At 68.8% G+C, this 20,994-nt stretch carries 20 protein-coding genes; 6 read left to right on the forward strand and 14 right to left on the reverse strand.

Annotated elements, in window-relative coordinates:
* Nucleotides 1–58 precede the first annotated feature (58 nt).
* The 3 genes from ODE13_RS05130 to ODE13_RS05140 form a co-directional block, all read right to left on the reverse strand.
* Entirely contained in the window at nucleotides 59–700 is a 642-nt protein-coding gene (locus ODE13_RS05130; RefSeq protein ID WP_179540593.1) for a carbonic anhydrase, read from the reverse strand.
* Between the two features lie 80 nt (nucleotides 701–780).
* Nucleotides 781–1,416 carry a DUF4245 domain-containing protein gene (locus tag ODE13_RS05135; RefSeq protein WP_322478266.1) on the reverse strand — a complete coding sequence of 212 codons (636 nt, stop codon included), beginning with the start codon at nucleotides 1,414–1,416 and terminating at the stop codon, nucleotides 781–783.
* A complete protein-coding gene (locus ODE13_RS05140; RefSeq protein WP_322478267.1) occupies nucleotides 1,413–1,691 on the reverse strand; it encodes a hypothetical protein in 279 nt (92 codons plus the stop codon). Before ODE13_RS05140 ends, ODE13_RS05135 begins: the two co-directional genes overlap by 4 nt.
* Nucleotides 1,692–1,723: 32 nt before the next feature.
* Between ODE13_RS05140 and ODE13_RS05145 the strand changes: the two genes are divergently transcribed.
* Nucleotides 1,724–2,473 (forward strand): TVP38/TMEM64 family protein, encoded by a 750-nt coding sequence (locus ODE13_RS05145; RefSeq protein WP_246348690.1) that lies wholly within the window; start codon nucleotides 1,724–1,726, stop codon nucleotides 2,471–2,473.
* Here the strand turns inward: ODE13_RS05145 and ODE13_RS05150 are convergent.
* From ODE13_RS05150 to ODE13_RS05170, 5 genes are read right to left on the reverse strand one after another with little or no spacing between them, the layout of a single operon-like run.
* The gene (locus ODE13_RS05150) at nucleotides 2,458–3,333 is read right to left on the reverse strand and encodes a CoA ester lyase (protein ID WP_322478268.1); all 876 of its coding nucleotides are present in this window, start codon (nucleotides 3,331–3,333) and stop codon (nucleotides 2,458–2,460) included. The genes ODE13_RS05145 and ODE13_RS05150 overlap by 16 nt on opposite strands.
* Nucleotides 3,330–3,839, reverse strand: a complete 510-nt coding sequence (locus tag ODE13_RS05155) for a MaoC family dehydratase (RefSeq protein ID WP_322478269.1) — start codon at nucleotides 3,837–3,839, stop codon at nucleotides 3,330–3,332. The genes ODE13_RS05150 and ODE13_RS05155 overlap by 4 nt, the downstream gene beginning before the upstream one ends.
* 26 nt (nucleotides 3,840–3,865) lie before the next feature.
* Nucleotides 3,866–5,029: an acyl-CoA dehydrogenase family protein gene (locus ODE13_RS05160; protein WP_416210572.1), complete on the reverse strand. Its 1,164-nt coding sequence runs from the start codon at nucleotides 5,027–5,029 to the stop codon at nucleotides 3,866–3,868.
* A gap of 16 nt (nucleotides 5,030–5,045) precedes the next feature.
* Nucleotides 5,046–7,082, reverse strand: coding sequence for an acetyl/propionyl/methylcrotonyl-CoA carboxylase subunit alpha (locus ODE13_RS05165; RefSeq protein ID WP_322478271.1), 2,037 nt, complete (start codon nucleotides 7,080–7,082; stop codon nucleotides 5,046–5,048).
* A gap of 8 nt (nucleotides 7,083–7,090) precedes the next feature.
* Complete coding sequence (locus ODE13_RS05170) at nucleotides 7,091–8,680, reverse strand: carboxyl transferase domain-containing protein (protein WP_322478365.1); 1,590 nt, start codon at nucleotides 8,678–8,680, stop codon at nucleotides 7,091–7,093.
* 112 nt (nucleotides 8,681–8,792) lie between these two features.
* On the opposite strand from ODE13_RS05170, the gene ODE13_RS05175 reads away from it, so the two are divergent.
* The 3 genes from ODE13_RS05175 (at nucleotide 8,793) to glpX (ending at nucleotide 12,859) form a co-directional block, all read left to right on the forward strand.
* Entirely contained in the window at nucleotides 8,793–9,428 is a 636-nt protein-coding gene (locus ODE13_RS05175) for a helix-turn-helix domain-containing protein (protein ID WP_322478272.1), read from the forward strand.
* Nucleotides 9,429–9,559: 131 nt separating this feature from the next.
* Nucleotides 9,560–11,224, forward strand: a complete 1,665-nt coding sequence (locus ODE13_RS05180; protein ID WP_322478273.1) for an AMP-binding protein — start codon at nucleotides 9,560–9,562, stop codon at nucleotides 11,222–11,224.
* Nucleotides 11,225–11,788: 564 nt separating this feature from the next.
* Nucleotides 11,789–12,859: a class II fructose-bisphosphatase gene (gene glpX, locus ODE13_RS05185; RefSeq protein ID WP_179542962.1), complete on the forward strand. Its 1,071-nt coding sequence runs from the start codon at nucleotides 11,789–11,791 to the stop codon at nucleotides 12,857–12,859.
* 55 nt (nucleotides 12,860–12,914) lie between these two features.
* Here the strand turns inward: glpX and ODE13_RS05190 are convergent, their stop codons facing one another.
* Together ODE13_RS05190 and ODE13_RS05195 are read right to left on the reverse strand one after the other, a co-directional pair.
* The gene (locus ODE13_RS05190) at nucleotides 12,915–13,796 is read right to left on the reverse strand and encodes an alpha/beta hydrolase (RefSeq protein WP_322478274.1); all 882 of its coding nucleotides are present in this window, start codon (nucleotides 13,794–13,796) and stop codon (nucleotides 12,915–12,917) included.
* Nucleotides 13,789–14,481: a TetR/AcrR family transcriptional regulator gene (locus ODE13_RS05195; RefSeq protein WP_416210560.1), complete on the reverse strand. Its 693-nt coding sequence runs from the start codon at nucleotides 14,479–14,481 to the stop codon at nucleotides 13,789–13,791. The genes ODE13_RS05190 and ODE13_RS05195 overlap by 8 nt, the downstream gene beginning before the upstream one ends.
* Before the next feature lie 316 nt (nucleotides 14,482–14,797).
* Between ODE13_RS05195 and ODE13_RS05200 the strand changes: the two genes are divergently transcribed.
* Complete coding sequence (locus ODE13_RS05200) at nucleotides 14,798–15,769, forward strand: trypsin-like serine peptidase (protein WP_322478276.1); 972 nt, start codon at nucleotides 14,798–14,800, stop codon at nucleotides 15,767–15,769.
* 58 nt (nucleotides 15,770–15,827) lie between these two features.
* Nucleotides 15,828–16,043 (forward strand): hypothetical protein, encoded by a 216-nt coding sequence (locus tag ODE13_RS05205; protein ID WP_322478277.1) that lies wholly within the window; start codon nucleotides 15,828–15,830, stop codon nucleotides 16,041–16,043.
* A 9-nt stretch (nucleotides 16,044–16,052) separates the two neighbouring features.
* Here the strand turns inward: ODE13_RS05205 and manA are convergent, their stop codons facing one another.
* The 4 genes from manA to ODE13_RS05225 all read right to left on the reverse strand — a co-directional run bounded on the left by manA (nucleotide 16,053) and on the right by ODE13_RS05225 (nucleotide 20,897).
* Nucleotides 16,053–17,312, reverse strand: a complete 1,260-nt coding sequence (gene manA, locus ODE13_RS05210; protein WP_322478278.1) for a mannose-6-phosphate isomerase, class I — start codon at nucleotides 17,310–17,312, stop codon at nucleotides 16,053–16,055.
* Between the two features lie 107 nt (nucleotides 17,313–17,419).
* Complete coding sequence (locus tag ODE13_RS05215) at nucleotides 17,420–19,042, reverse strand: LCP family protein (protein ID WP_322478279.1); 1,623 nt, start codon at nucleotides 19,040–19,042, stop codon at nucleotides 17,420–17,422.
* Between the two features lie 3 nt (nucleotides 19,043–19,045).
* Nucleotides 19,046–19,600, reverse strand: a complete 555-nt coding sequence (gene purE, locus ODE13_RS05220) for a 5-(carboxyamino)imidazole ribonucleotide mutase (RefSeq protein WP_322478280.1) — start codon at nucleotides 19,598–19,600, stop codon at nucleotides 19,046–19,048.
* On the reverse strand, nucleotides 19,590–20,897 hold the full coding sequence (locus tag ODE13_RS05225) for a 5-(carboxyamino)imidazole ribonucleotide synthase (RefSeq protein ID WP_322478281.1): 1,308 nt from the start codon (nucleotides 20,895–20,897) through the stop codon (nucleotides 19,590–19,592). The genes purE and ODE13_RS05225 overlap by 11 nt, the downstream gene beginning before the upstream one ends.
* Nucleotides 20,898–20,994 lie beyond the last annotated feature (97 nt).

A 20,994-nucleotide genomic window follows, 5' to 3' on the forward strand; every position in this document is an offset into this window, starting at 1 on the left:
GCCATTCTAGGGAGGCCCGGCAGGCTCCGCACCGAGCCGGCGCACTGTGAAGCGGAGGTCAGACCCTGCCGATGGTGCTCACCAGATCTGCACGCCCTTCGGCGAGCCGGTAGGTCACCCCGATGACGGCGGTGCGGTTCTCCTCGACGGCCTCGTAGATGGTGCGCGAGTGCTCGGTGATGCGCGAGACGGTCTGCTTCACATGCTCCTCGACGGTCTCGTTGACTGTGGTCAGCCCTTGACGCTGAGCGGCCAGCACCGAGGGCGTGATGCGCTCCACCAGGCTGCGCACGAAGCCGGTGGGCGTGGTCGCCGAGGCCGCGGATTCCATGGCGGCGGTCACCGCGCCGCAGGAGTCGTGGCCCAGCACCACGATCAGCGGCACCTGCAGGACGTCGACGCTGTACTCCAGGGAGCCCAGCACAGCGTCGTCGATCACCTGACCGGCGGTGCGGACCACGAAGACGTCACCGAGTCCGACGTCGAAGATGATCTCTGCGGCCAGCCGGGAGTCCGAGCAGCCGAAGATCACCGCCATGGGGTGCTGCCCCTCGGTGAGCGAGCTGCGGCGCTCGGCGTTCTGGTTCGGATGTGCGACCTCTCCGGAGACGAACCGGGCGTTGCCGATCTGCAGGCGCTCCCAGACCTCGAAGGGACTCAGCGGCGAGGGAGTGGGCTCAGGGGCGGTGGTGTGGGTCATCGTGCTCCTCACAGATGTCACAGTGAACGGGATGCCTCCCGCGGGCTTGGGCGATGATGATCAGACTAAGCCACCGCAGGTCACTCCTCGGTGTCCGGCTCCTCACCGAGGGAGTCGACGAGCGCGGTCAGGGCGTGGGTGAACTCTTCCTCGGAGGCGTCGCCGGTGATCACCACGGTGGTGCCGTCGACGTCGTTCTCGTCTTCGGTGAGCACATAGTAGGTGCGGCCGCGGTCGCCGTCCCGGACCTCGAACTCCAGCCCTTCGATGTCCACGATGCCGGTGGGGGTGGCCTGGTAGGTCTCCTCCGCGATCCAGGTGGGGTTGCCCTGGTCGGTCTGCGCGAACCCGATGAAGTCGACCGCGTCGGTGGTGTAGCCGACCTCCCAGACCGACACGCCGTGCTCCGGGCGGGTCTCCCAGCGGGCATAGTTGGCGGTCCAGGTCTCGGGAACGTCCGGGGCCAGGGGTGCGAAGTCGGCGACCTCGGCGACGTAGAGCGCCTCCTGGTGGACGTCCTCGTCCCGGTGGTACGGCTCCACGTCCGGCTCCGGGTTCATCATGTAGAAGGCGGCGACGGCCCCCACGGTGACGGCCATGGTGATCACCATGGCGACCATCGGCTGCGAGATCCGCTTGGACTGGGCAGGAGTCAGCTGCGGTTTGGCCGGGGCGTGGTCCTCGGAGGGGCGGGGCTCGTGTTCGCGCTCTGTCACCCTGCCATTGTCCCAAAGTTCTGCCGGTGATCCGTCCACCTGACCTTCAATGACGGGGCGGCAGCTCCTCGGCCAGCACCGCATAGCCGACGCCGTCCCGCCAGCCGAGGAACCGTGAACTTGGACCCCCGGGACAGCCAGTACTCCCACACCTCATGGAGGTCCTCCGCGGTGAAAGGGTTCAGCAACAGCCGCTCGGTGAGCAGCGGGAACGCCCTGCCACGCTCGGCGCACAGCTGGTGGAAGGTGCTGCCGGTGCTCGTGTCTGGGGTCATGGACGTCAGCCTAGCGTCGTAGAGTGGAGCCGATGAGTCAGGACCAGCCGGACGGGAGCACCACCCCCGACGACGGCGGGGACACCCCTCCCCGGCGTGGTCTCGCCCTGCAGTGGGGCACCTACCTGCGCAACACGGTGCTGGTGCTGGTGCTGCTGCTCATGCTCTGGCTTGCCTTCAACGTCCGGCTGCCTTCGGTGGAGGAGCTGCGCGCCGCGATGGAGGACCTCGGATGGGGCGCCTGGTTCGCGTTCATCGGTCTCTACGCGTTGGTGGCCATGACACCCATCCCGGTGACGATCATGGCCGTCACCGGAGGGCTGCTCTTCGGCGTCGTGCAGGGCAGCATCCTCTCGATCATCGGGGTGCTCATCGGTTGCTGGGCCGCCTACTGGCTCGCCCGTGGCCTGGGCCGGACCACGGTGATCCGTCTGCTGGGCACCCACGCCTCCACTGTGGAGCGGCACCTGGCCGACGCCGGATTCCACGCGGTCTGCACGCTGCGGCTCATGCCCGGGCTGCCGTACTGGCCGGTGAACTACGGCTCAGGCGCCTTCGGGGTCTCGCAGCGGGACTTCGTGGTCGCCGGGCTGGTCTCCACCATCCCCGGCCAGGTCTCTCTGGTGGCCGTGGGCGCGTTCATCTCGCAGCCCGGGATCATGCCGGGGGTCGTCGTGCTCTGCGCCTGGGCCGTCGTCGTCCTCCTGACCATCTGGGCCCTGCGCAGCTGGAAGGGCACCTCCTCGCGTCCGCTTCCCGGCCAGCGTCACCGGAGCGACTGAGCCGCGGCTTCGGCCCGCCGGACCACCTGCTCGGCATGGCGGACCAGCGGCAGGTCCACCATCGACCCGCGGAAGCGGAACGCTCCGCCGTGGTGGGGCACTTCGGCCAGCAGCGCCCGGGCGTGGTCCAGCTCCTGCTCGGTGGGAGCATAGGCGCTGCGGATGACAGGCACCTGGGCGGGATGGATGCAGGCTTTGGCGGTCCAGCCGCTGGCGGCGGCGTCGGCGGCTTCGGCGGCCAGCCCGTCGGTGTCCTCGATGTCGGCGTAGATCGCATCGATCCCAGCCGCTCCGTGGGTGGCCGCGGCCAGAAGAACCTGGGCGCGGGCCTGTCGGGCCACATCCCGATAGCGTCCGTCCGGCCGGCGCGAGGAGCTCCCCCCGATCGAGGCCAGGAGATCCTCCGCGCCCCACATCAGCGCGACCACCTGCGGGTGGGAAGCGATCTGTTCGGCGCGGGTCACCCCGGCGGCGGTCTCGCACAGGCCGATGATCCCGGCATCGGGCAGCGCCCGGGCCGCGGCGTCGACCTCCTCGCGGGACTCCGTCTTGGCCAGCATCACCAGCTCCACACCGGTGCCGGCCAGCAGGTCGACGTCGGCGGCGAAGCCCGGGGTGCCGGCGGGGTTGATGCGGACCACGGTGCGGGCGCGCAGTTCGGCGGACTCGGGTGCGGCCAGCGTCTGCAGGTGTTGACGGAGGTGCCGGCGGGCGTGCGGCTTGTCCCGGTCGGCCACGGCGTCCTCCAGATCGAGGATGAGCGCATCGGCACGATCGGCGGCCTTGGCATAGCGTTCTGGCCGGTCAGCCGGGCAGAACAGCAGGGACGGGCCCACGGTGAATCCACGACGTCGCCTCATGAGGCACCTCCTGGTGCACCCTCCCGGTGGGCGTCCTCCGAGACCCAGAGCATCACCGAGCGGATGCATTCGGCCACCACGGTGCCGTCCTGGTTACGCCCTCGGTGCCGGATCTTCAGGATCCCCTGCCCCGGTCGGGAGGAGGAGAGCCGCTTCTCGAGGATCTCGGACTCCGAGGAGAGCGTGTCCCCGGGGAAGAGGGGGTGGGGGAAGGAGACGGTCTCGAAGCCCAGGTTCGCCACGATCGTGCCCTGGGTCAGCTGCGCCACCGAGGCTCCGACCAGGGTGGAGAGGGTGAACATGGAGTTCATGAGCGGACGGCCGAAGGGCTGGGTGGCGGCCCAGTGGGCGTCCAGGTGCAGGGACTGGGTGTTCATGGTCAGCGTGGTGAACAGGACGTTGTCAGATTCGGTCACCGTGCGACCCGGGGCGTGCCGGTAGACGGCGCCCACCTCGATCTCGTCCAGATACAGGCCGCGCTGCTGGATGATCCGTTCAGTGGTCATGGCTGATCCTCTCCCTCCTGCGCCGGTCAGTCCAGTCCGAGGCTGCGGGCGATGAGCATCAGCTGGACCTCTGTGGTGCCTTCGCCGACTTCCAGGATCTTCGAGTCCCGGTAGTGCCGAGCGACCACGAACTCGTTGATGAAGCCGTAGCCTCCGAAGACCTGGGTGGCGTCGCGGGCGTTGTCCATGGCGGCCTCACCGGCGATCAGCTTCGCGATGGCCGCCTCGGTCTTGAACGGCTTGCCCGCCAGCATGCGAGCGGCGGCGTCGTAGTAGGCCAGCCGGGCCGAGTGTGCCCTGGCCTGCATGCGGGCGATTTTGAAGGAGATCGCCTGATTCGAGCCGATGGGGGCCCCGAAGGTCTCCCGTTCCTGAGCGTAGCGGACGGATTCGTCCACGCAGCCCTGTGCGGCCCCTGTGGCCAGTGCGGCGATGGCGATGCGACCCTCGTCCAGGATGCCCAGGAAGTTCGCATAGCCCCGCCCGCGCTCGCCGAGCAGATTCTCCTCCGGGACGCGGACGTTCCGCAGGGTCAGCGGATGGGTGTCTGAGGCGTTCCAGCCGACCTTGTCATAGGCCGGTTCCGCCGTGAAGCCCGGGGTGTCGGTGGGCACCAAGATCGTGGAGATCTCCTTCTTCACGCTCCCGTCGCCCAGCGTCCTTTCTCCGGTGACGGCGGTGACGGTGACCAGGGAGGTGATGTCGGTCCCGGAGTTGGTGATGAATTCCTTGGTGCCGTCGATGACCCATTCGCCGTCCTCCAGCACCGCGCGGGTGCGGGTGCCTCCGGCGTCGGAGCCGGCCTCGGACTCGGTGAGCCCGAACCCGGCCAGCCGCTCTCCGCTGGTCAGCTCCGGCAGCCAACGTTCCTTCTGCTCAGGGGTGCCGAAGCGGTAGATCGGCATCGCCCCCAGCGAGACGCCGGCCTCCAGGGTGATCGCCACCGACTGGTCGACCTTCGCCAGTTCCTCCAGGGCCAGGCAGAGGGCGAAGTAGTCACCGCCCTGGCCGCCGTGCTCCTCCGGGAACGGGAGGCCGAACAGCCCCATCCCGGCCATCTGGGAGACGACCTCGTAGGGGAAGGAGTGGGCCTCGTCGTGGGTCGCCGAGACGGGGGCGACCACCTCCCGGGTGAAGTCCCTGACGGCGCCCACGAGGGCCTGGTGCTCCTCGCTGAGCATGTGGTCCATCGACTGTGGCATGGGTTCAGTCCTCCTTGGTCACGGTCGCCAGCACCTGGCCGAGCGACACCTGGTCTCCGGCGGCCACGGCGATGCTCACCGTGCCGTCGAACGGGGCGAGCATCCGATGCTCCATCTTCATCGCCTCGATCGTCACCAGGGGATCCCCGGTGGTCACCTGCGTCCCGGTGTCGGCCTCGACGGCGATCACGGTGCCGGGCAGCGGTGCGGTGACCTCCGGCGACGCCTCGGAGAGCTCGGCCTCCCGCTGGGCGAGAGCGGTCACCGTCTGCGCTCGCCGGTCCGCCACGGTCAGCCGGACCGTGAGGCCTTGTGCCCACACCCAGACCTCGGCGCCGTCCCGCACGAGCGCCACCGGTCGGCACCGTGTCTTACGGGTCAGCAGGTGCGTCCCGGGGCCGGAGGTCGAGGCGCCGGTCGGCAGTGGGGTCAGCGTCGCGGTGCCGTCGAGCTGCACCGTGGCGGTGAGCTGCTCCCCGCCGGGAGAGCAGTAGGTGACCAACACGGTGGGCACCGCCGGCTCGGTCAGCCGCCAACCGTCGCTGGTCCAGCCTGATCCCATGCCCGACGCCGGCCTGGCCTGTGGTCCGGCCAGGTGCAGACCCGCGGCGGTGAGCACGTCGTCGTCGGGCCAGGGGAACTCGAGCTCGGGAAGCCGGCGCTCGATCAGCGTGGTGTCCATCCGCCCTGCCTGGACGTCCTCGTCGGCGAGCAGACCGCGCAGGTAGGCCAGGTTCGTCTGGACCCCGAGCACCACGGTCTCGCCGAGTGCGCGGTGCAGCCGCGCCAGCGCCTGCTCCCGATTAGGGCCGGAGGCGATCACCTTGGCCAGCATCGGGTCGTAGTCCACCCCGACGGTGGAGCCTTCACGCAGTCCGGAGTCCACTCGGATCCCGGGCCCGGAGGGTTCACGCAGGTGCAGGATACGGCCGGTGGAGGGCATGAACCCCGCCTCAGGGGTCTCCGCGTAGACGCGCGCCTCGATGGCATGACCGGTGAGGACGACGTCGTCCTGGGTGAGCTCCAGCGGCTGGCCGGCGGCGATGCGCACCTGCTGCTCCACCAGGTCCACCCCGGTGATCTCCTCGGTGACCGGGTGCTCCACCTGCAGGCGGGTGTTCATCTCCATGAAGAAGAACTTCTCCGGCTGCGCGTCGGAGACCAGGAACTCGACCGTGCCGGCACCGCGGTAGTCCACGCTGCGTGCCGCCTCGCAGGCGGCCTCACCTAGCTGGGCACGGAGCCGCTCACCGTCGGGTGAGTCCAGCAGCAGCGGGGAGGGGGCCTCCTCGATGACCTTCTGATGACGGCGCTGCAGAGAGCATTCGCGCTCGCCGAGGTGGATGACGCGCCCATGGTCATCGGCGAGCACCTGAACCTCGATATGCCGGGGGGAGCGGATCAGCTGCTCGATCATCAGCGAGTCGTCCCCGAAGGCCGACCGGGCGACCCGGCGCGCCGCCGGCAGCGCCGCGGCGAGATCCTCGAGACGCTCGACCACCTGCATCCCTTTGCCGCCACCCCCGGCAGAGGGCTTGATCAGCGCAGGATAGGTCATCCCCGCGGCCGCGGCGACCAGCTCGTCGTCACCCAGCCCCGGTGCGGAGACGCCCTCGACCAGCGGCACCCCGGCGGCGGCCACGTGGTCCTTCGAGCGGATCTTGTCGCCCATGATCTCCAGGGCGCGGACTCCGGGGCCGATGAACACGATGCCGGCCTCTGCGCAGGCCCGGGCGAAGGCGGGGTTCTCGGAGAGGAACCCATAGCCGGGATGGATGGCCTCCGCCCCGGTGACGCGGGTGGCCTCGATGACCGCCTCGATGTCCAGATAGGAGGCGGAGGCCGCTGCCGGACCCAGGCAGACGGAACGGTCCGCCAGGCGGACGTGGGCAGCGTCGGCGTCGGCTTCCGAATGCACCGCCACCGAGGCGATCCCCAACCGGTGCAGGGTGGCGATCACCCGGCAGGCGATCTCCCCGCGGTTGGCCACCAGCACGGTGGAGAACAGCGGAGCGGGACGGGTCCTCGGGGGCTGCGGCATCTGGTCTCCTACATCCTGAACAGGCCGAAGTTCGGCTCCGGCAGCGGGGTCCGCGAGCAGACCTCCAGCGCCATGGAGAGCACCCGGCGGGTGTCGGCGGGGTCGATGATCCCGTCGTCCCAGAGCCGGGCCGAGGAGTAGTACGGCTGCCCCTGGTGCTCGTAGGTCTGTCGGATGGGCTCCTTGAAGGACTCCTCCTCCTGAGGGCCCCAGTCGTCGCCGGCGGACTCGATCTGGTCGCGCTTCACCGTGGCCAGCACCGCGGCGGCCTGTTCCCCGCCCATCACGGAGATCCGGGCATTGGGCCAGGTGAACAGGAACCGTGGGGAGTAGGCACGGCCGCACATCGAGTAGTTCCCGGCGCCGAAGGAGCCGCCGATGATCACGGTGATCTTCGGCACCCGGGTGGTGGCCACCGCTGTGACCATCTTCGCGCCGTTCTTGGCGATGCCCCCGGCCTCGTAGTCACGGCCCACCATGAAGCCGGAGATGTTCTGCAGGAACAGCAGTGGGATGCCGCGCTGGTCGCACAGCTCGATGAAGTGGGCGCCCTTCAGCGAGGATTCGGAGAACAGGATCCCGTTGTTCGCCACGATGCCCACCGGGTGCCCGTCGAGGTGGGCGAATCCGGTGACCAGGGTGGTGCCGTAGTCGCGCTTGAACTCGTGGAAGGCGCCGTCGTCGACGATCCGGGCGATGATCTCGTGGACGTCGTAGGGCCGGTTGACGTCCTGCGGGATGATGCCGTCAAGCTCGGCGACGTCGAGCCGGGGCGGGGGTGCCGCCTCCGCGCGTTCCCAGGCCCGCGGCCCCGGGGGCGGAAGGGTGGCGACGATGTCCCGGACGATCTGCAGGGCGTGGTCGTCGTCCTCGGCGATGTGGTCGGCGACTCCGGACTGGGCGGTGTGGACCTTCGCCCCGCCCAGCTCCTCGGGCGTGACGACCTCCCCGGTGGCGGCCTTCACCAGCGGCGGGCCGCCGAGGAAGATGGTGCCCTGGTTGCGCACGATCACCGATTCATCACTCATCGCTGGCACGTAGGCCCCGCCGGCGGTGCAGGAGCCCAGCACCGCGGCGATCTGGGGGATGCCCTGCGCGGAGAGCTGGGACTGGTGGTAGAAGATCCGGCCGAAGTGGTCCTCATCGGGAAAGACCTCGTCCTGCATCGGGAGGAAGGCTCCTCCAGAATCCACCAGGTAGAGGCAGGGCAGACGGTTCTCCGCGGCGATCCGCTGGGCGCGGAGGTGCTTCTTCACCGTCAGGGGGAAGTAGGTGCCTCCCTTGACGGTGGAGTCGTTGCAGACCACCATCACCTGTCTGCCGTGCACGAGCCCGATGCCGGTGATGATGCCGGCGCCGGGGGAGGAGTCCTCGTACATGCCGTGGGCGGCCAGGGCGCCGATCTCCAGGAAAGGGCTGCCGGCGTCGAGGAGCCGGTCCACGCGCTCGCGGGGGAGCAGCTTGCCACGCTGTTGGTGGCGCTGCCGGGACTTCTCCGAGCCGCCCAGGGCGGTGCGGCGCAGAGTCTGGCGCAGCTCTGCCCGCAGCTCGCGGTTCCGTCGGGCGTTGGCCTGAAAGGTCTCGTCCCGAGGGTCCACGGCGCTGGAGAGGATCTGCGAGATGCCCCGTGGCTCCACGTCGTCCTCCTGCAGTCCGGTAGATTTGAGTTAACCGATGTTCACTGAAAGCGACTCTAGTGGGGGTGATCACATGATGTCCATCCCTGAGGGTGCCCCGCTCACGCGCCGCCAGCAGGAGAAGGACCGGCGCCGCGGGGAACTCCTCGAGGCAGCCGGCCGGCTCTTCGGCACTCGCGGCTTCTCCGCCGTGGCGCTGGACGACATCGGCGGTGAGGTGGGAGTGACTGGCCAGGCCATCTACCGCCATTTCAAGGGAAAGCGGGACATGCTCTGCCAGCTGCTGCTGGGGGTGAGCGAGGAGCTGCTCGAAGGTGCCGAGCAGCTGCGTGCCCAGTCGCTGTCCCCGGAGGAGAGGCTGCATCGGCTCATCGCCTTCCAGGTGCGCTTCGCGCTGGGCAGCCCTGAGGTCATCCGGGTGCAGGAGCAGGAGCTGGGCCGTCTGGCGGACGACGACCGGCGGCGCATCCGCCGGATGCAGCGCGAATACATGGACATCTGGGCCGAGAGCATCAGTGCCCTCCATCCGACGGCGGATGCCGAGGAGCTGCGGATCCGCGTCCATGGCCTCTTCGGTCTGATCAACTCCACCGCCCACTCGCTCAGGCACTTCCATGGCCGGGCCCCCTCGGCGCGGACCTCGCAGATCGGCGCCCGCGCCTTGGAGGTCATGGCGCGCGCCGCCGTGGAGGTCGAGATGCCCCGCTGAGCAGGCCTCCGCAGGCTGCCCTGCAGTTCTCCTCGCCGAAGTGTTGTGATCCGCCTCACTGTGCTGTGAGCTTCGGCCCTGTCGTCATCCATCGGACGTCGCCACTATTCTCGGCAGGATCCGGAGCACAGATGAACCTGAGCCATGAGACCCGCGACACCCTCGCATACGACGTCGGCCCGGCCGAGCCGGTCCTGCTGCAGACCACCATCAGCGACAGCCTCCGGCTCACCGTCGAGGAGCATGGTGAGCGGGAGGCGCTGGTGGACGTCCATCACGGCCGGCGCTGGACCTACGCCGAGTTCCGCCGCGACGTGCGTCGGCTGGCCACCGGACTGCATCGCGCCGGAGTCAGGACAGGGCAGCGGGTCGGCCTCTGGAGCCCGAACCGCTGGGAATGGACGCTGACTCAGTACGCGACCGCCGAGCTGGGCGCGATCATGGTCACCATCAATCCCGCCTACCGCCAGCACGAGCTGAACCACGTGCTCGGCCAGGCGGGCATCACCGCCGTCATCGCCTCCGACGCCGTCCGCGGCCAGGACTACCCGGCCATGCTGCGCGCCGCCGAGCAGGAGCTGGGCGCTTTGGAGCTCAGCGTGATCATGGGCTCCCCGGAGTGGGAGGAGCTGATGGTCCCGGAGCCGGATGAGTACACACTCGACGCCGTCGCCGCCGCGCTGGACCCGGGCGACCCGATCAACATCCAATACACCTCCGGGACCACCGGCTTCCCCAAGGGTGCGACGCTGACTCATCGGAACATCCTGAACAACGGCTTCTTCGTGGGGGAGATCTGTCGATACACCGCACGGGACCGGATCTGCATCCCGGTGCCCTTCTACCACTGCTTTGGGATGGTCATGGGAAACCTCGGAGCCACCACCCACGGTGCGGCCATGGTCATCCCGGCCCCGACGTTCGATCCGCGCATCACGCTGCAGACCGTGCAGGACGAGCGCTGCACCAGCCTCTACGGCGTGCCCACGATGTTCATCGCCGAGCTCGGGCTCGAGGACCGCGACTCTTTCGACCTGAGCAGCCTGCGCACCGGCATCATGGCCGGCTCGTCGTGTCCGCAGGAGATCATGCGGCAGGTGATCGAAGTGATGCATATGGAAGAGGTCACCATCTGCTACGGCATGACTGAGACCTCACCGGTGTCTCTGCAGACGCGCGTGGACGACGAGCTGGGCCGCCGGGTGGGAACCGTGGGACGTGCAGGCCCGCACGTGGAGGTCAAGGTGGTGGACCCGGTCAGTGGGGTGACCCTGCCTGTGGATCGCGACGGCGAGCTGTGCACCCGTGGATATCTGGTCATGCAGGGCTACTGGGACCAGTCCGACAGGACCGCCGAGGCGGTGGACGCCGAGGGGTGGATGCACACCGGGGACATGGCACGGATGGACAGCGCCGGGTACGTGCAGATCACCGGCCGGATGAAGGACATGGTGATCCGGGGAGGGGAGAACATCTACCCCCGAGAGATCGAGGAGTTCCTCTACTCCCATCCGGACATCGTCGACGCCCAGGTGATCGGAGTGCCGGACGAGAAGTACGGCGAGGAGCTCATGGCCTGGGTGCGGCTGCGCGACGGGGCCGAGCTGCTCACCGCAACGGCGCTGCGGCGGTTCTGCCATGGTCGTCTGGCGCGGTACAAGATCCCCCGGTACGTGACAGTCGTCGACGAGTTCCCCACGACCGTGACTGGGAAGGTCCGCAAGGTCCAGATGCGGGATGAGGCCCTCGACCGGCTCGCCACCCCGGGAGCGGTCGACGACGCGCGCGCCGACTGAGGGGTGGGCACGGTCGTGGACCTCGTGATGTGTGTGGACGAGGTCGACGGGTGTGTGGGCAGGGAGTCCCCGGCGATGGCTGCTGGGGCCGCGGGGATCATGGGAGTGCAGGCCGGTGGGCAGGGTGTCCTCGGGACGGCCCCTGCGGCGGATCCGTTCCGGAGGAGGGTCGGACCGTGCGGGTTCGGGTGGTGTGGGTTCTGGTGCCGTGGGTTCGGGCACTGTGAGGTGGCCGTGGGATTTCGGCCGGTGGTCGATGTCGCAGCGAGGCACGGGGATCTCGCAGCCGAGGGCTTGGCAGGTGCCGTCGCGGAAGGTGATCGCATCACGCAGCCGGGCGGGGGCGGGGCAGTTGGATCGGGGCGCGGGTCTGGGGAGATGGCGAGCCTCCGCCGTCGTCTCACATCGTCCGCCCGGCTGAGTGAGCAGAACCTTACATGTCACAGGCGCCTGTACCCGCCGGTCACCAGCTCCTCCAGGCATGCCCCGCGTTATCATCGAGGCACCGACAGCAACGGGCGGCGACGAAGCCGTCCACGGCGAGACGAACAGGTGGCTGACGACGTGTCCAACGAGTCCGAGACTGAAACGACGACCCCCGCCCCGAGTGCCGAGAGCCCGCAGGACTACTCGCATCTCTCGCCCCGGCTGGCGGTGGGGGACTCCGAGCCGGACCGGAACCTGGCCCTCGAGCTCGTCCGCGTGACCGAGGCGGCCGCCATCGCCGGCGGCGCCTGGGTCGGCCATGGTGATAAGAACGGCGCCGACGGTGCCGCCGTGGACGCCATGCGCTCCCTTCTCGACACGGTGAACCTCAACGGCGTGGTCGTCATCGGTGAGGGGGAGAAGGACGAGGCGCCGATGCTCTTCAACGGTGAACGGGTGGGCAACGGCGCCGGGCCGGAGGCCGACGTCGCCGTCGATCCGATCGATGGGACGCGGCTGACCGCGCTGGGCTACAACAATGCGCTGGCCGTGCTGGCCGTGGCTGAGCGAGGCTCGATGTTCGACCCCTCATCGGTCTTCTACATGGACAAGCTGGTCACGGGTCCTGAGGCCGCAGACATGGTGGACCTGCGCCTTCCGGTCAAGCAGAACCTGCACCTGATCGCCAAGGCCAAGGGCAAGCGCATCAACCAGCTCAATGTCTGCGTGCTGGACCGCCCGCGCCACGCACAGCTGGTGGAGGACATCCGCAATGCGGGGGCCCGCACCCGGTTCATCATGGACGGGGACGTGGCCGGCGGGATCGCCGCTGCCCGCGAAGGCTCCGGCGTGGACGCGCTGATGGGGATCGGGGGTACGCCGGAAGGCATCGTGACCGCCTGCGCCATCCGCGCGATCGGCGGCGTCATCCAGGGCCGTCTGGCCCCCACCGACGACGCCGAGCGTGAGGCTGCCGAGGCCGCGGGCCATGACGTCTCGGACATCCTCACCACCGAGCAGCTCGTGACCTCTGACAACTGCTACTTCGCCGCCACCGGCATCACCGACGGCGACCTGCTGCGCGGTGTGCGCTATGAGGGCGAGCGGGTCACGACGCATTCGATCGTCATGCGCGCGAAGTCCGGCACGGTTCGCACGGTGGAGGCTGAGCACCAGGCCCGCAAGTGGGAGACCTACATCCGCAGCTGATCGGGACTCCCTCCCTGTGTTGGATGATCGGAGGGCCGGCGGTCGGCTCCGTGGTCTATCGACCCAGGAGCCGTCGGGTGAACTCAGCGATCCGGGCAGGATTCTCCTCGGCCATGAAGTGACCGGCGTTGATCGGTTCGTAGGTGAAGTCGGCTGCCCAGGCACCCCAGATCTGGGTGGGATCGAACCCGAGCTGGCTGCCCCAGTCCTGCGAGATGACGGCCACGGGCATCGAGAGTCGCCGCCCGTTCGCGCGATCTGCCCGATCCATGTCCAGGTCGATGCTCGCCGTCGCTCGGTAGTCGGCGACGATGGATGGCACGGCCGCCGTGGACGCCCTCACGTAGTGGGCGCGCAGCTCCGGGGAGAAGGTGGTGCCGGTGGGGTCCCAGGCGTCGAGGAAGGAGGCGAAGAATTCTTCGGCGACAGCCTCGATCATCTTCTCGGGCAGCCCTCTGGGCTGCGCCATGAGGTAGAGGTGCCAGGCGATCTTGGCGTCGACGCCGTGGAGGACATCCCAGGTGTCCATCGTCGGGAGCACGTCCAGTATCCCGGTGTGGGTGATCGTGTCGGGGTGATCGAGGCCGGCACGGACGCCGACGAGCGCGCCACGATCGTGGCCGATGACGGCGAATCGATCATGACCGAGCTGCATGGCGACTTCCACGACGTCCGAGGCCATGGTGCGCTTCGAATACGTGTCCGGCGTCGCAGCCTCCGGCTTGTCGCTGTCCCCGTAGCCTCGCAGATCGACGGCGATCACGGAGTGGTCGCGGCTGAGGTCTCCGGCGACGGCGCTCCACATCACATGCGTCTGTGGGAAGCCGTGAAGAAGGACGACGGGTGGTCCGTGCCCCGCATGTGCGACGTTGAGCCCGACGCCGTCCGTGCCGGTGAGGCGGTCGTAGGTGAAGTCTGGGATCCTGAGATCAGTCATGGAGTCTCTCGTGTTCATCGGTGCGGGTCGGAGCTGACGGTGTGGGCGCGCCGGAGAAGATGCCGTGCTGGCCGGCTTCCACGCCGCTGCGGAGCGCGGGGATCAGGATCGCGTCGACCAGGGCTTCGCGGTAGGTGGCGTCGGTCGACAGGCCGTTGAGCTTGCGGATGATGAGCACCCCGGCGGCGACTTCCTCGTAGGCGAAGCGGTCAGCCGTCGCGGGGAGCTCACCGCGGGCTATCGCGGACTGCAGGACGGCATCGGTGAGGCGGGCGCCGGTCGGACCTGCTGACGCCTCGATGTGTTCACAGAGGTCGGGGTCACGCAGCCCTGCTTGCATGATCGTCAGGCTGATGGGTTCGCCGGCGTCCATCGTCGCTTCCAGCCGTTCGAGCAGTGCCAAGAGATCTCCTCGCAGAGATCCCGTGTCGATCGGCTCGGGCTTGGTCGCCGCGGCGGGTCCGGCCTTGATGGCGGCGACGATCATCTCCTGCTTCGTCGCCCACCGGCGATAGAGCGTGCGTTTCGATGCTCGGGCGCGCCGAGCGACTTCTTCGAACGTGACACCGTCGACGCCCGATGTGCTCAGCACCTCGAGGATGACACCCAGAATCTCATCTTCTCTGGCGGTGTCACGTGGGCGACCAGGTGGTCTCGTCGTCACATCTGGGTTTAGATTCGTCACGGTCCGTATCGTAACACCCCTTTGGAGCGCCATGGCATCAGGTGGTCCACGATGCTCAGGCTTGGGACAGTCCAGCGCAGCACATCTCGCCGCCGTCGACGACCTCGTCGTCTGCTCCTCGTGCAGAGTCTCGCTGACCTGGAACGATTCACCGATGATCGGTGCTGCCTGTCAGTCTGATCAGCATGTGACTTCTGAGTTACTTTCTTCTGGCAACCTCTTCACAGGAGTGAATCCCGTTGCTACTGTGTCGTTGGTCACAGCTCGGAACATGGGCTGTGGCCTGACAGAGAAACTCCTGAAAGGGGAGAAGAATATGAGCATCAGGCGAATCATGAGCCTGGGCGGCGTCCTCGGGCTGAGCGCCGCAGCACTGGTGACGGCCACCCCCGTCGCCGCAGACTCCGGAGCGGACCTCCCGTCCGGTCCCGCCCAGGACGGCGTCGAAGTCGACGTCGTGCCTGACGGCGAGCAGGCCGAGGCTGAGGAGTACTGGACGCCGGAGCGGATGGCTGCGGCCGAACCCGTCGAGCCGGAGATCGTGGAAGAGGTGGACGGCGCCACTCTGGAGGACATCTTCAGCGAGTTCGAGGCGGCAGACCCGCGAACGATCGAGCCCCACCAGAGCCAGCAGCAGAATCCGGCAGACAGCCCGCACATCGGCAAGGTCTTCTTCTCCACCTCCGCAGGCGACTTCGTCTGCTCGGCGAACGTGGTGGCGTCGGCCAACCAGTCCACAGTCGCCACTGCAGGGCACTGTCTGCACGACGGCGACGGAGGAGACTTCGCGAGCAACTTCGTCTTCGCCCCCGCCTACGACTACGGGGAGTCTCAGCACGGCGTCTGGGCTGCCGAGGAACTCGTGACCTCCGACCAGTGGGCGCGTAGCAGCGACTTCGAGCACGACTATGCCTTCGCGGTCCTGGAGACCAAGAACGGCACCACCGTGCAGCAGCAGGTCGGTGTCGCCTCCGCGATCACCTTCAACCAGCCCCGCGGCCAGTACTACTCGGCCTACGGCTATCCGGCCGCCGCACCCTTCAACGGCCAGGAGCTGCACCAGTGCCAGGGCACCGCCAGCAACGATCCGCTCGGCGGCAGCACCCAGGGAATCCCGTGCAACATGACCGGCGGCTCCTCCGGTGGCCCCTGGTTCCTGGGCACCGGCTCTGCCGGCGCGCAGAACTCCGTGAACTCCTACGGCTACACCTTCCTGCCCGACGTGATGTTCGGACCCTACTTCGGCGCTGAGGCCGAGCAGGTGTACGACTATGCCTCCACGCGCTGAGCCAGGCGTATGATCGGGGCCCGGACCCTGAGACCAGGACCCTGAGAGAGGACCACGCATGACGACCGTCGAGGGTGAAGGCCGTGAAGGCCGTGAAGGCCAGGAGGACGACGCCGAGGAAAGCGCCTCGGAGGACGTGCCACCGCCCTCGGCGGTCGTCACGCATGAGCCGACCGAGTCTCCGGAGGAGGCGCGGGCCTACTGGACGGCGCGCCGCCGTCGTGACGCTCGGCCCAGGGAGCTGCGGCGGGAGCCACCTCCTGGAGAGAGCTGAGACTGAGGGTCAGTCCTGCGCCGCACGGCCAGGCGCGGCGAGGAAGGCTTCAGACTCAGCCTCGGCGCTCACGGCGACGCCCTCATCCGGAGCCAGAAACGCCGACTCGCCGGCTCGAAGGACCAAGGAGGTCCGGCTTTCGGCTTCGCCCTCCACGTGGATCTCGCCACGCAGGCACAGCAGCACGCTCGGCCCATCGGGGCGGATTCGAACGGCAGGGGTCTCTTCCCCGGTCTCCCGACGGTGAGCTCCCAGGATCAGATGCTCGAGCTGAAATTCCTCGCAGTTCGGGGTGTAGCGCCGCCGGTGCTCGTCCACCGAGGCAGGGGTGCACCATGGCACCGGGAGCACGGTCGCGTCGGTCACTGCCAGCAGCTCGTCCACATCGATGTGTTTGGACGTCAGCCCGCCGCGCAGCACATTGTCCGAGTTGGCCATGATCTCCACGGCCACCCCGTGCAGGTAGGCATGCAGGTTCCCGGCGGGCAGGTACAGTGCCTGGCCGGGGGAGAGGTCCACCCGGTTCAGCAGCAGTGCCACGAGCAGCCCAGGGTCGTCCGGGAATGCGGAGCCGGCGCGCCGCAGAGTGTCTGCAGCCATCGGGTCCAGACCGGGCTCATCCGGCCCAGATTCGTCCAGCATCTCGACCACTGCGGCAGCGATCCTCGCGAAGGCTCCGCGTTCTCCGCGCAGGATCAGTTCCAGGGCCTCGGCCAGGCGTTCTGCCTCCAGCAGGTGCTCCAGCTGCTCCAGCGCCGCGAGCATCGGCACGTCGGCCGTACTGCCAGCTGAGGCGTCGGCCAGCAGACTGCGCAGCGCGGCGACGTCGCCGGCGGCCGCCGGAGATGGGCGGAACCCGCAGAGGGCGGAGAAGTCCTCCACCGCCACCACTAGCTCCGGCTTGTGGTGAGTGTCCTTGTAGTTGCGTCGTGGGGAGTCCCGGGGAATCCCGGCCGCCTCCTCGGCGGCGAAGCCTGCCTGGGCGCGTTCCCTGGTGGGATGGGTCTGGATGGACAGCGGCCGGTCGGCGGCCAGCACCTTGAACAGGTAGGGGAATCCGTCGTGCCCGTCCAGCAGCTCGGGGCGGCGTTCGCACAGGGCGTCGAGGCCGGTGGGGGCGCCGTCGATCACCACCTGGGAGGGGGCCGCAGGGTGAGCGCCCATCCACAGCTCGGCCTGGGGTCCGTCGGCAGGCAGGCCGAAGAGCCGGCTGAACGCAGTGGTCGAGCCCCAGGCATAGTCGCGTACGGGGTTGGTCATCCTGAACATCGCCAGAACACTATCAGCGGGCGCGGCGTGGTCAGGCAGATGCTGGCGGACTTCCGGAGAACTGTGGCCAAACTCCCAGGGGCGCCTCCCTGCTCCGACGGGCGGGCTCAGCGCAGCGGTGTGCACTCGTAGTTGCTGGAGGCCGCCTCTTCCAGGACGCCCTGCTGCCCGGCGTCCTGCAGGTCCCGCAGGTATTCCGCGGTCAGGGGGGAGCCGTCCGGCTGAGTGGGTATTTCGGTCTCATCATCCAGGGTGGGCTCGTCATCCTCCACAGCGTCACGGGTCTCCACGGAGGCGGTGGTGACCACTGCGGCGCCCAGCACCGGCTTCTGCGGTCCGGCGGAGCTGAACCAGCTGCTGCCTCCCTCCTCCTGCTCGATGAGCTCGTCCACGCGCTGATGGATTTCATCGAAGTCCGGGTAGGTGGAGAACTGATCGCCGGCTGAGCCGAAGTCGGGCGCCCCCAGGACCAGGCGCTGCGGCGTCTGCTCCTTGGCGTCCACGGCGAGGTCGAGGAAGGAGCCCAGCTGCGACTGCGGCAGGTTGGTCTCCACGACCTGCTCGCCGGCATCCATGATCTCGGTGAACCGGGTGAGCAGGGTCTGCGGGTTGAACTGGGCGATCATCGCCTGCTGGATGCACTGCTGCCGCTGGATGCGGTTGTAGTCGGAGGAGAACGTGCGAGAGCGTGCGTAGGCCAGCGCGTCGTTGCCGCTGAAGGTGTGCTCTCCGGGGCCCCACCAGTTGTCGCCCCAGGTGCCGTCCGGCCGCGGGCCGCGGTAGGGGACCCAGCCTCCGGAGTCCACGGTGACCCCGCCCATGGCGTCGATGAGGTGGGCGAAGCCGTCCATGTCGATCATCACGTAGCCGTTGACGTCGAGGTCCAGGATGCCGGAGGTGGCGTCCATCATCGCTTCGGCACCGGGGTCCTCGGCGTCGGGGTAGAGGTCCTGGTGGTGGTTCATCACATCCGTGTAGAGGAAGTTGATGATGCACTCGTTGCCGCAGTCATAACCGGTGGGGTAGGCGTCCCAGAGGGGGGACCCCTCGTTGAACCGGGCGTTCTGGAAGTTCCTCGGGATGGAGATGAGGATCGACTCACCGCTGTTCTCATTGACGCTGACCACGTGGATGGAGTCCGGGCGCAGCCCTTCGCGGCCCTCGCCCGCGTCGGCGCCGAGCAGCAGGAAGTTGTACCGGCCGTCGACGGCGTCGATGGCCGGGCCGGCGCTGAAGATGCCCGAGAGCGACCCGCGGGACTCGTTGACCAGGTGCGCGGCGTAGCCCAGTCCGCCCGAGGTGATCGCCATCAGCAGCACGGTGGCCACGGCCATGATCGGCTTCAGCCCGGGCGCCAGGGTGGTGATCCGCAGCAGCCGGAAGGTGTCGATCCACAGTACGGCCCAGCCGAGGGCCAGGGCGCCGAGCAGCACGGTGAGCATCCACAGGGTGAAGGGACGGGTGGCCAGGCCCAGCACCAGTCCGCGCAGCGTGAAGAACATGACGACACCGACCAGCAGCACCGCCCAGACGGCGATCGTGACGGCCACCGCCTTGCGCCCGAAGCCTCGGTGGCCGGCGGCGATCTGCGCGGAGCCGGGGAAGAACAGGGTCATGGCCAGCAGCAGGACGGCCCGACGGGTGCGGTCAGTGGAGGAGCCCCTCTGCGGGCTGCGGACGACCTCGGGTTCGGTCGTGAAACGGTGATAGGTGACGTTTGCCGGGGTCATCGGTCAGGAATGCGTGTGGCGACGACGGTAGGTGGGCAGCTCAGCGGCCTCCTCGCGCAGCGAGGCCCCTTTCGCGTGAGCCTGCGCGGAGAGGTCGGCGGCGAACTCCACGAGCTTCTCGCGCAGGCGGGCAGCCAGGTCACCGTCGCCGGAGGCCAAGGTGCGCACGGCCAGGAGCCCGGCGTTGCGCGCCCCGCCGATCGACACGGTGGCCACCGGGACTCCAGCTGGCATCTGGACGATGGACAGCAGCGAGTCCATGCCGTCGAGGTGCCGCAGCGCCACCGGCACGCCGATCACCGGCAGGGGTGTCACGGAGGCGAGCATCCCGGGGAGATGAGCCGCTCCGCCGGCGCCGGCGATGATCACCCGCAGCCCTCGGTCGTGGGCGGTGCGCCCGTAGTCGATCATCTCCTCGGCCATCCGGTGGGCGGAGACGACGTCGGCTTCGAAGGGGATGCCGAACTCGTCGAGAGCCGCGGCGGCAGCCTTCATGGTGGGCCAGTCGGAGTTCGAACCCATCACGAGTCCGACCAGTGGGCTGGAGTCATCGGCCATCGGTGCCGGTCCCTTCGTCGTGGTGTGGTCGTGCGGCAGTCGTCTCGGTGATCAGCTCCGCGGCGCGTGCAGCGGCCTGCCGGGCGCGCTGGAGCTCCCCGGCGGCGACGGCGGGCTCGCCGGGCTCCGGTGCCAACACCACGTTCACATGTCCCACCTTGCGCCCGGGGCGGGGTTCCTTGCCGTAGAGGTGGATCCTGCTCTCGGGCAGGTGGCGTGCGGCGTCGGGCACTCCGGCGTGCAGGTTCGGCGCGGAGGCTCCGAAGAGGTTCTTCATCACGGTGCGGCTGCCGGGGCCGGCGATCGGGGCGGTGGAGCCCAGGGGGAGGCCCAGCACCGCGCGCAGGTGCTGCTCGAACTGACCGGTGACGGCCCCGTCCATGGACCAGTGGCCCGAGTTGTGGGGACGCATGGCCAGCTCGTTGACGTAGACGCCGGCGCGCTCGCCCTCGGCGATCTCGAAGAGCTCCACGGCGAGCATCCCGGTGACGGCGAGGCGCTCGGCGATGAGCCGGGCGATGCTCGCGGCGTCCTCCATGTGGGTGGGGTGGGAGTGCGGGGCGGGGGCGATGACCTCATCGCAGACGCCGTGGGCCTGGTTGGACTCGACCACAGGATAGGCACGGATCTCGCCGAGGGCGGAGCGTGCCACCTGGGCGGAGAGCTCACGGGTGAAGGGGACCTTCTCCTCGGCGAGCAGCCCGGTGTGCTGGGCTGCGGCGCGGTCGAACCAGTCCTGAGCTTGGACGGCGGTCTCAGCGGAGGTGATGATGCGCACGCCCTTGCCGTCGTAGCCGCCGCGCGGGGTCTTGAGGACCACGGGCCAGCCGGTCTCCTCGCCGAAGCCGACCAGCTCCTCGACGCTGTGCACCTCCGCCCAGCGCGGGTTGGGCAGGCCGAGCTCCTCGACGGCGCGGCGCATGGCCAGTTTGTCCTGGGCGTAGTGCAGGGCGTCTGGGCCTGGGTGCAGTGCCGTGCCCTGGTCGATCAGCGCGGTGAGCACCTCGGCCGGGACGTGTTCATGGTCGAAGGTGATGACGTCGACATCGTCGGCGAAGGCCAGCACGTCCTCCACGGAGCGGTAGTCCCCGAGGGTGGTGCGGGGAATCACCTGACCGGCGGAGGAGTCCGCGGAGCCGGCGAGCAGCCGCAGCTCGATGCCGAGCTCCACGGCGGCCGGCGCCATCATGCGGGCCAGCTGGCCGTCTCCGAGGACGCCGACGCGCGGCGCATCGCCGCGGGCCGCAGCTGCCAGGTGGGGCGCGGTCACTGATGAGTGGGCTTCGGCTGGAGTCACAGTCCCTCATTATGGAGCATCGGGGATGCCCCGGCGGTGAGGAAACACCCGGGAGGGCATGGCGGGTGCGCCCGCGGCCGTGTCTGCGGGGTGTCGG

The sequence above is a fragment of the Nesterenkonia sp. HG001 genome, from assembly GCF_034438835.1.
Taxonomy (GTDB): domain Bacteria; phylum Actinomycetota; class Actinomycetes; order Actinomycetales; family Micrococcaceae; genus Nesterenkonia; species Nesterenkonia xinjiangensis.

Excerpts from the sequence above, each read along its gene's own strand:
- ODE13_RS05130 (WP_179540593.1), bottom strand. The coding sequence starts at position 700 with ATGACCCACACCACCGCCCCTGAGCCCACTCCCTCGCCGCTGAGTCCC.
- ODE13_RS05140 (WP_322478267.1), bottom strand. The coding sequence starts at position 1,691 with ATGACCCCAGACACGAGCACCGGCAGCACCTTCCACCAGCTGTGCGCC.
- ODE13_RS05145 (WP_246348690.1), top strand. The coding sequence starts at position 1,724 with ATGAGTCAGGACCAGCCGGACGGGAGCACCACCCCCGACGACGGCGGG.
- ODE13_RS05150 (WP_322478268.1), bottom strand. The coding sequence starts at position 3,333 with ATGAGGCGACGTCGTGGATTCACCGTGGGCCCGTCCCTGCTGTTCTGC.
- ODE13_RS05155 (WP_322478269.1), bottom strand. The coding sequence starts at position 3,839 with ATGACCACTGAACGGATCATCCAGCAGCGCGGCCTGTATCTGGACGAG.
- ODE13_RS05160 (WP_416210572.1), bottom strand. The coding sequence starts at position 5,029 with ATGGACCACATGCTCAGCGAGGAGCACCAGGCCCTCGTGGGCGCCGTC.
- ODE13_RS05165 (WP_322478271.1), bottom strand. The coding sequence starts at position 7,082 with ATGCCGCAGCCCCCGAGGACCCGTCCCGCTCCGCTGTTCTCCACCGTG.
- ODE13_RS05175 (WP_322478272.1), top strand. The coding sequence starts at position 8,793 with ATGATGTCCATCCCTGAGGGTGCCCCGCTCACGCGCCGCCAGCAGGAG.
- ODE13_RS05180 (WP_322478273.1), top strand. The coding sequence starts at position 9,560 with ATGAACCTGAGCCATGAGACCCGCGACACCCTCGCATACGACGTCGGC.
- ODE13_RS05190 (WP_322478274.1), bottom strand. The coding sequence starts at position 13,796 with ATGACTGATCTCAGGATCCCAGACTTCACCTACGACCGCCTCACCGGC.
- ODE13_RS05200 (WP_322478276.1), top strand. The coding sequence starts at position 14,798 with ATGAGCATCAGGCGAATCATGAGCCTGGGCGGCGTCCTCGGGCTGAGC.
- ODE13_RS05205 (WP_322478277.1), top strand. The coding sequence starts at position 15,828 with ATGACGACCGTCGAGGGTGAAGGCCGTGAAGGCCGTGAAGGCCAGGAG.
- manA (WP_322478278.1), bottom strand. The coding sequence starts at position 17,312 with ATGTTCAGGATGACCAACCCCGTACGCGACTATGCCTGGGGCTCGACC.
- ODE13_RS05215 (WP_322478279.1), bottom strand. The coding sequence starts at position 19,042 with ATGACCCCGGCAAACGTCACCTATCACCGTTTCACGACCGAACCCGAG.
- purE (WP_322478280.1), bottom strand. The coding sequence starts at position 19,600 with ATGGCCGATGACTCCAGCCCACTGGTCGGACTCGTGATGGGTTCGAAC.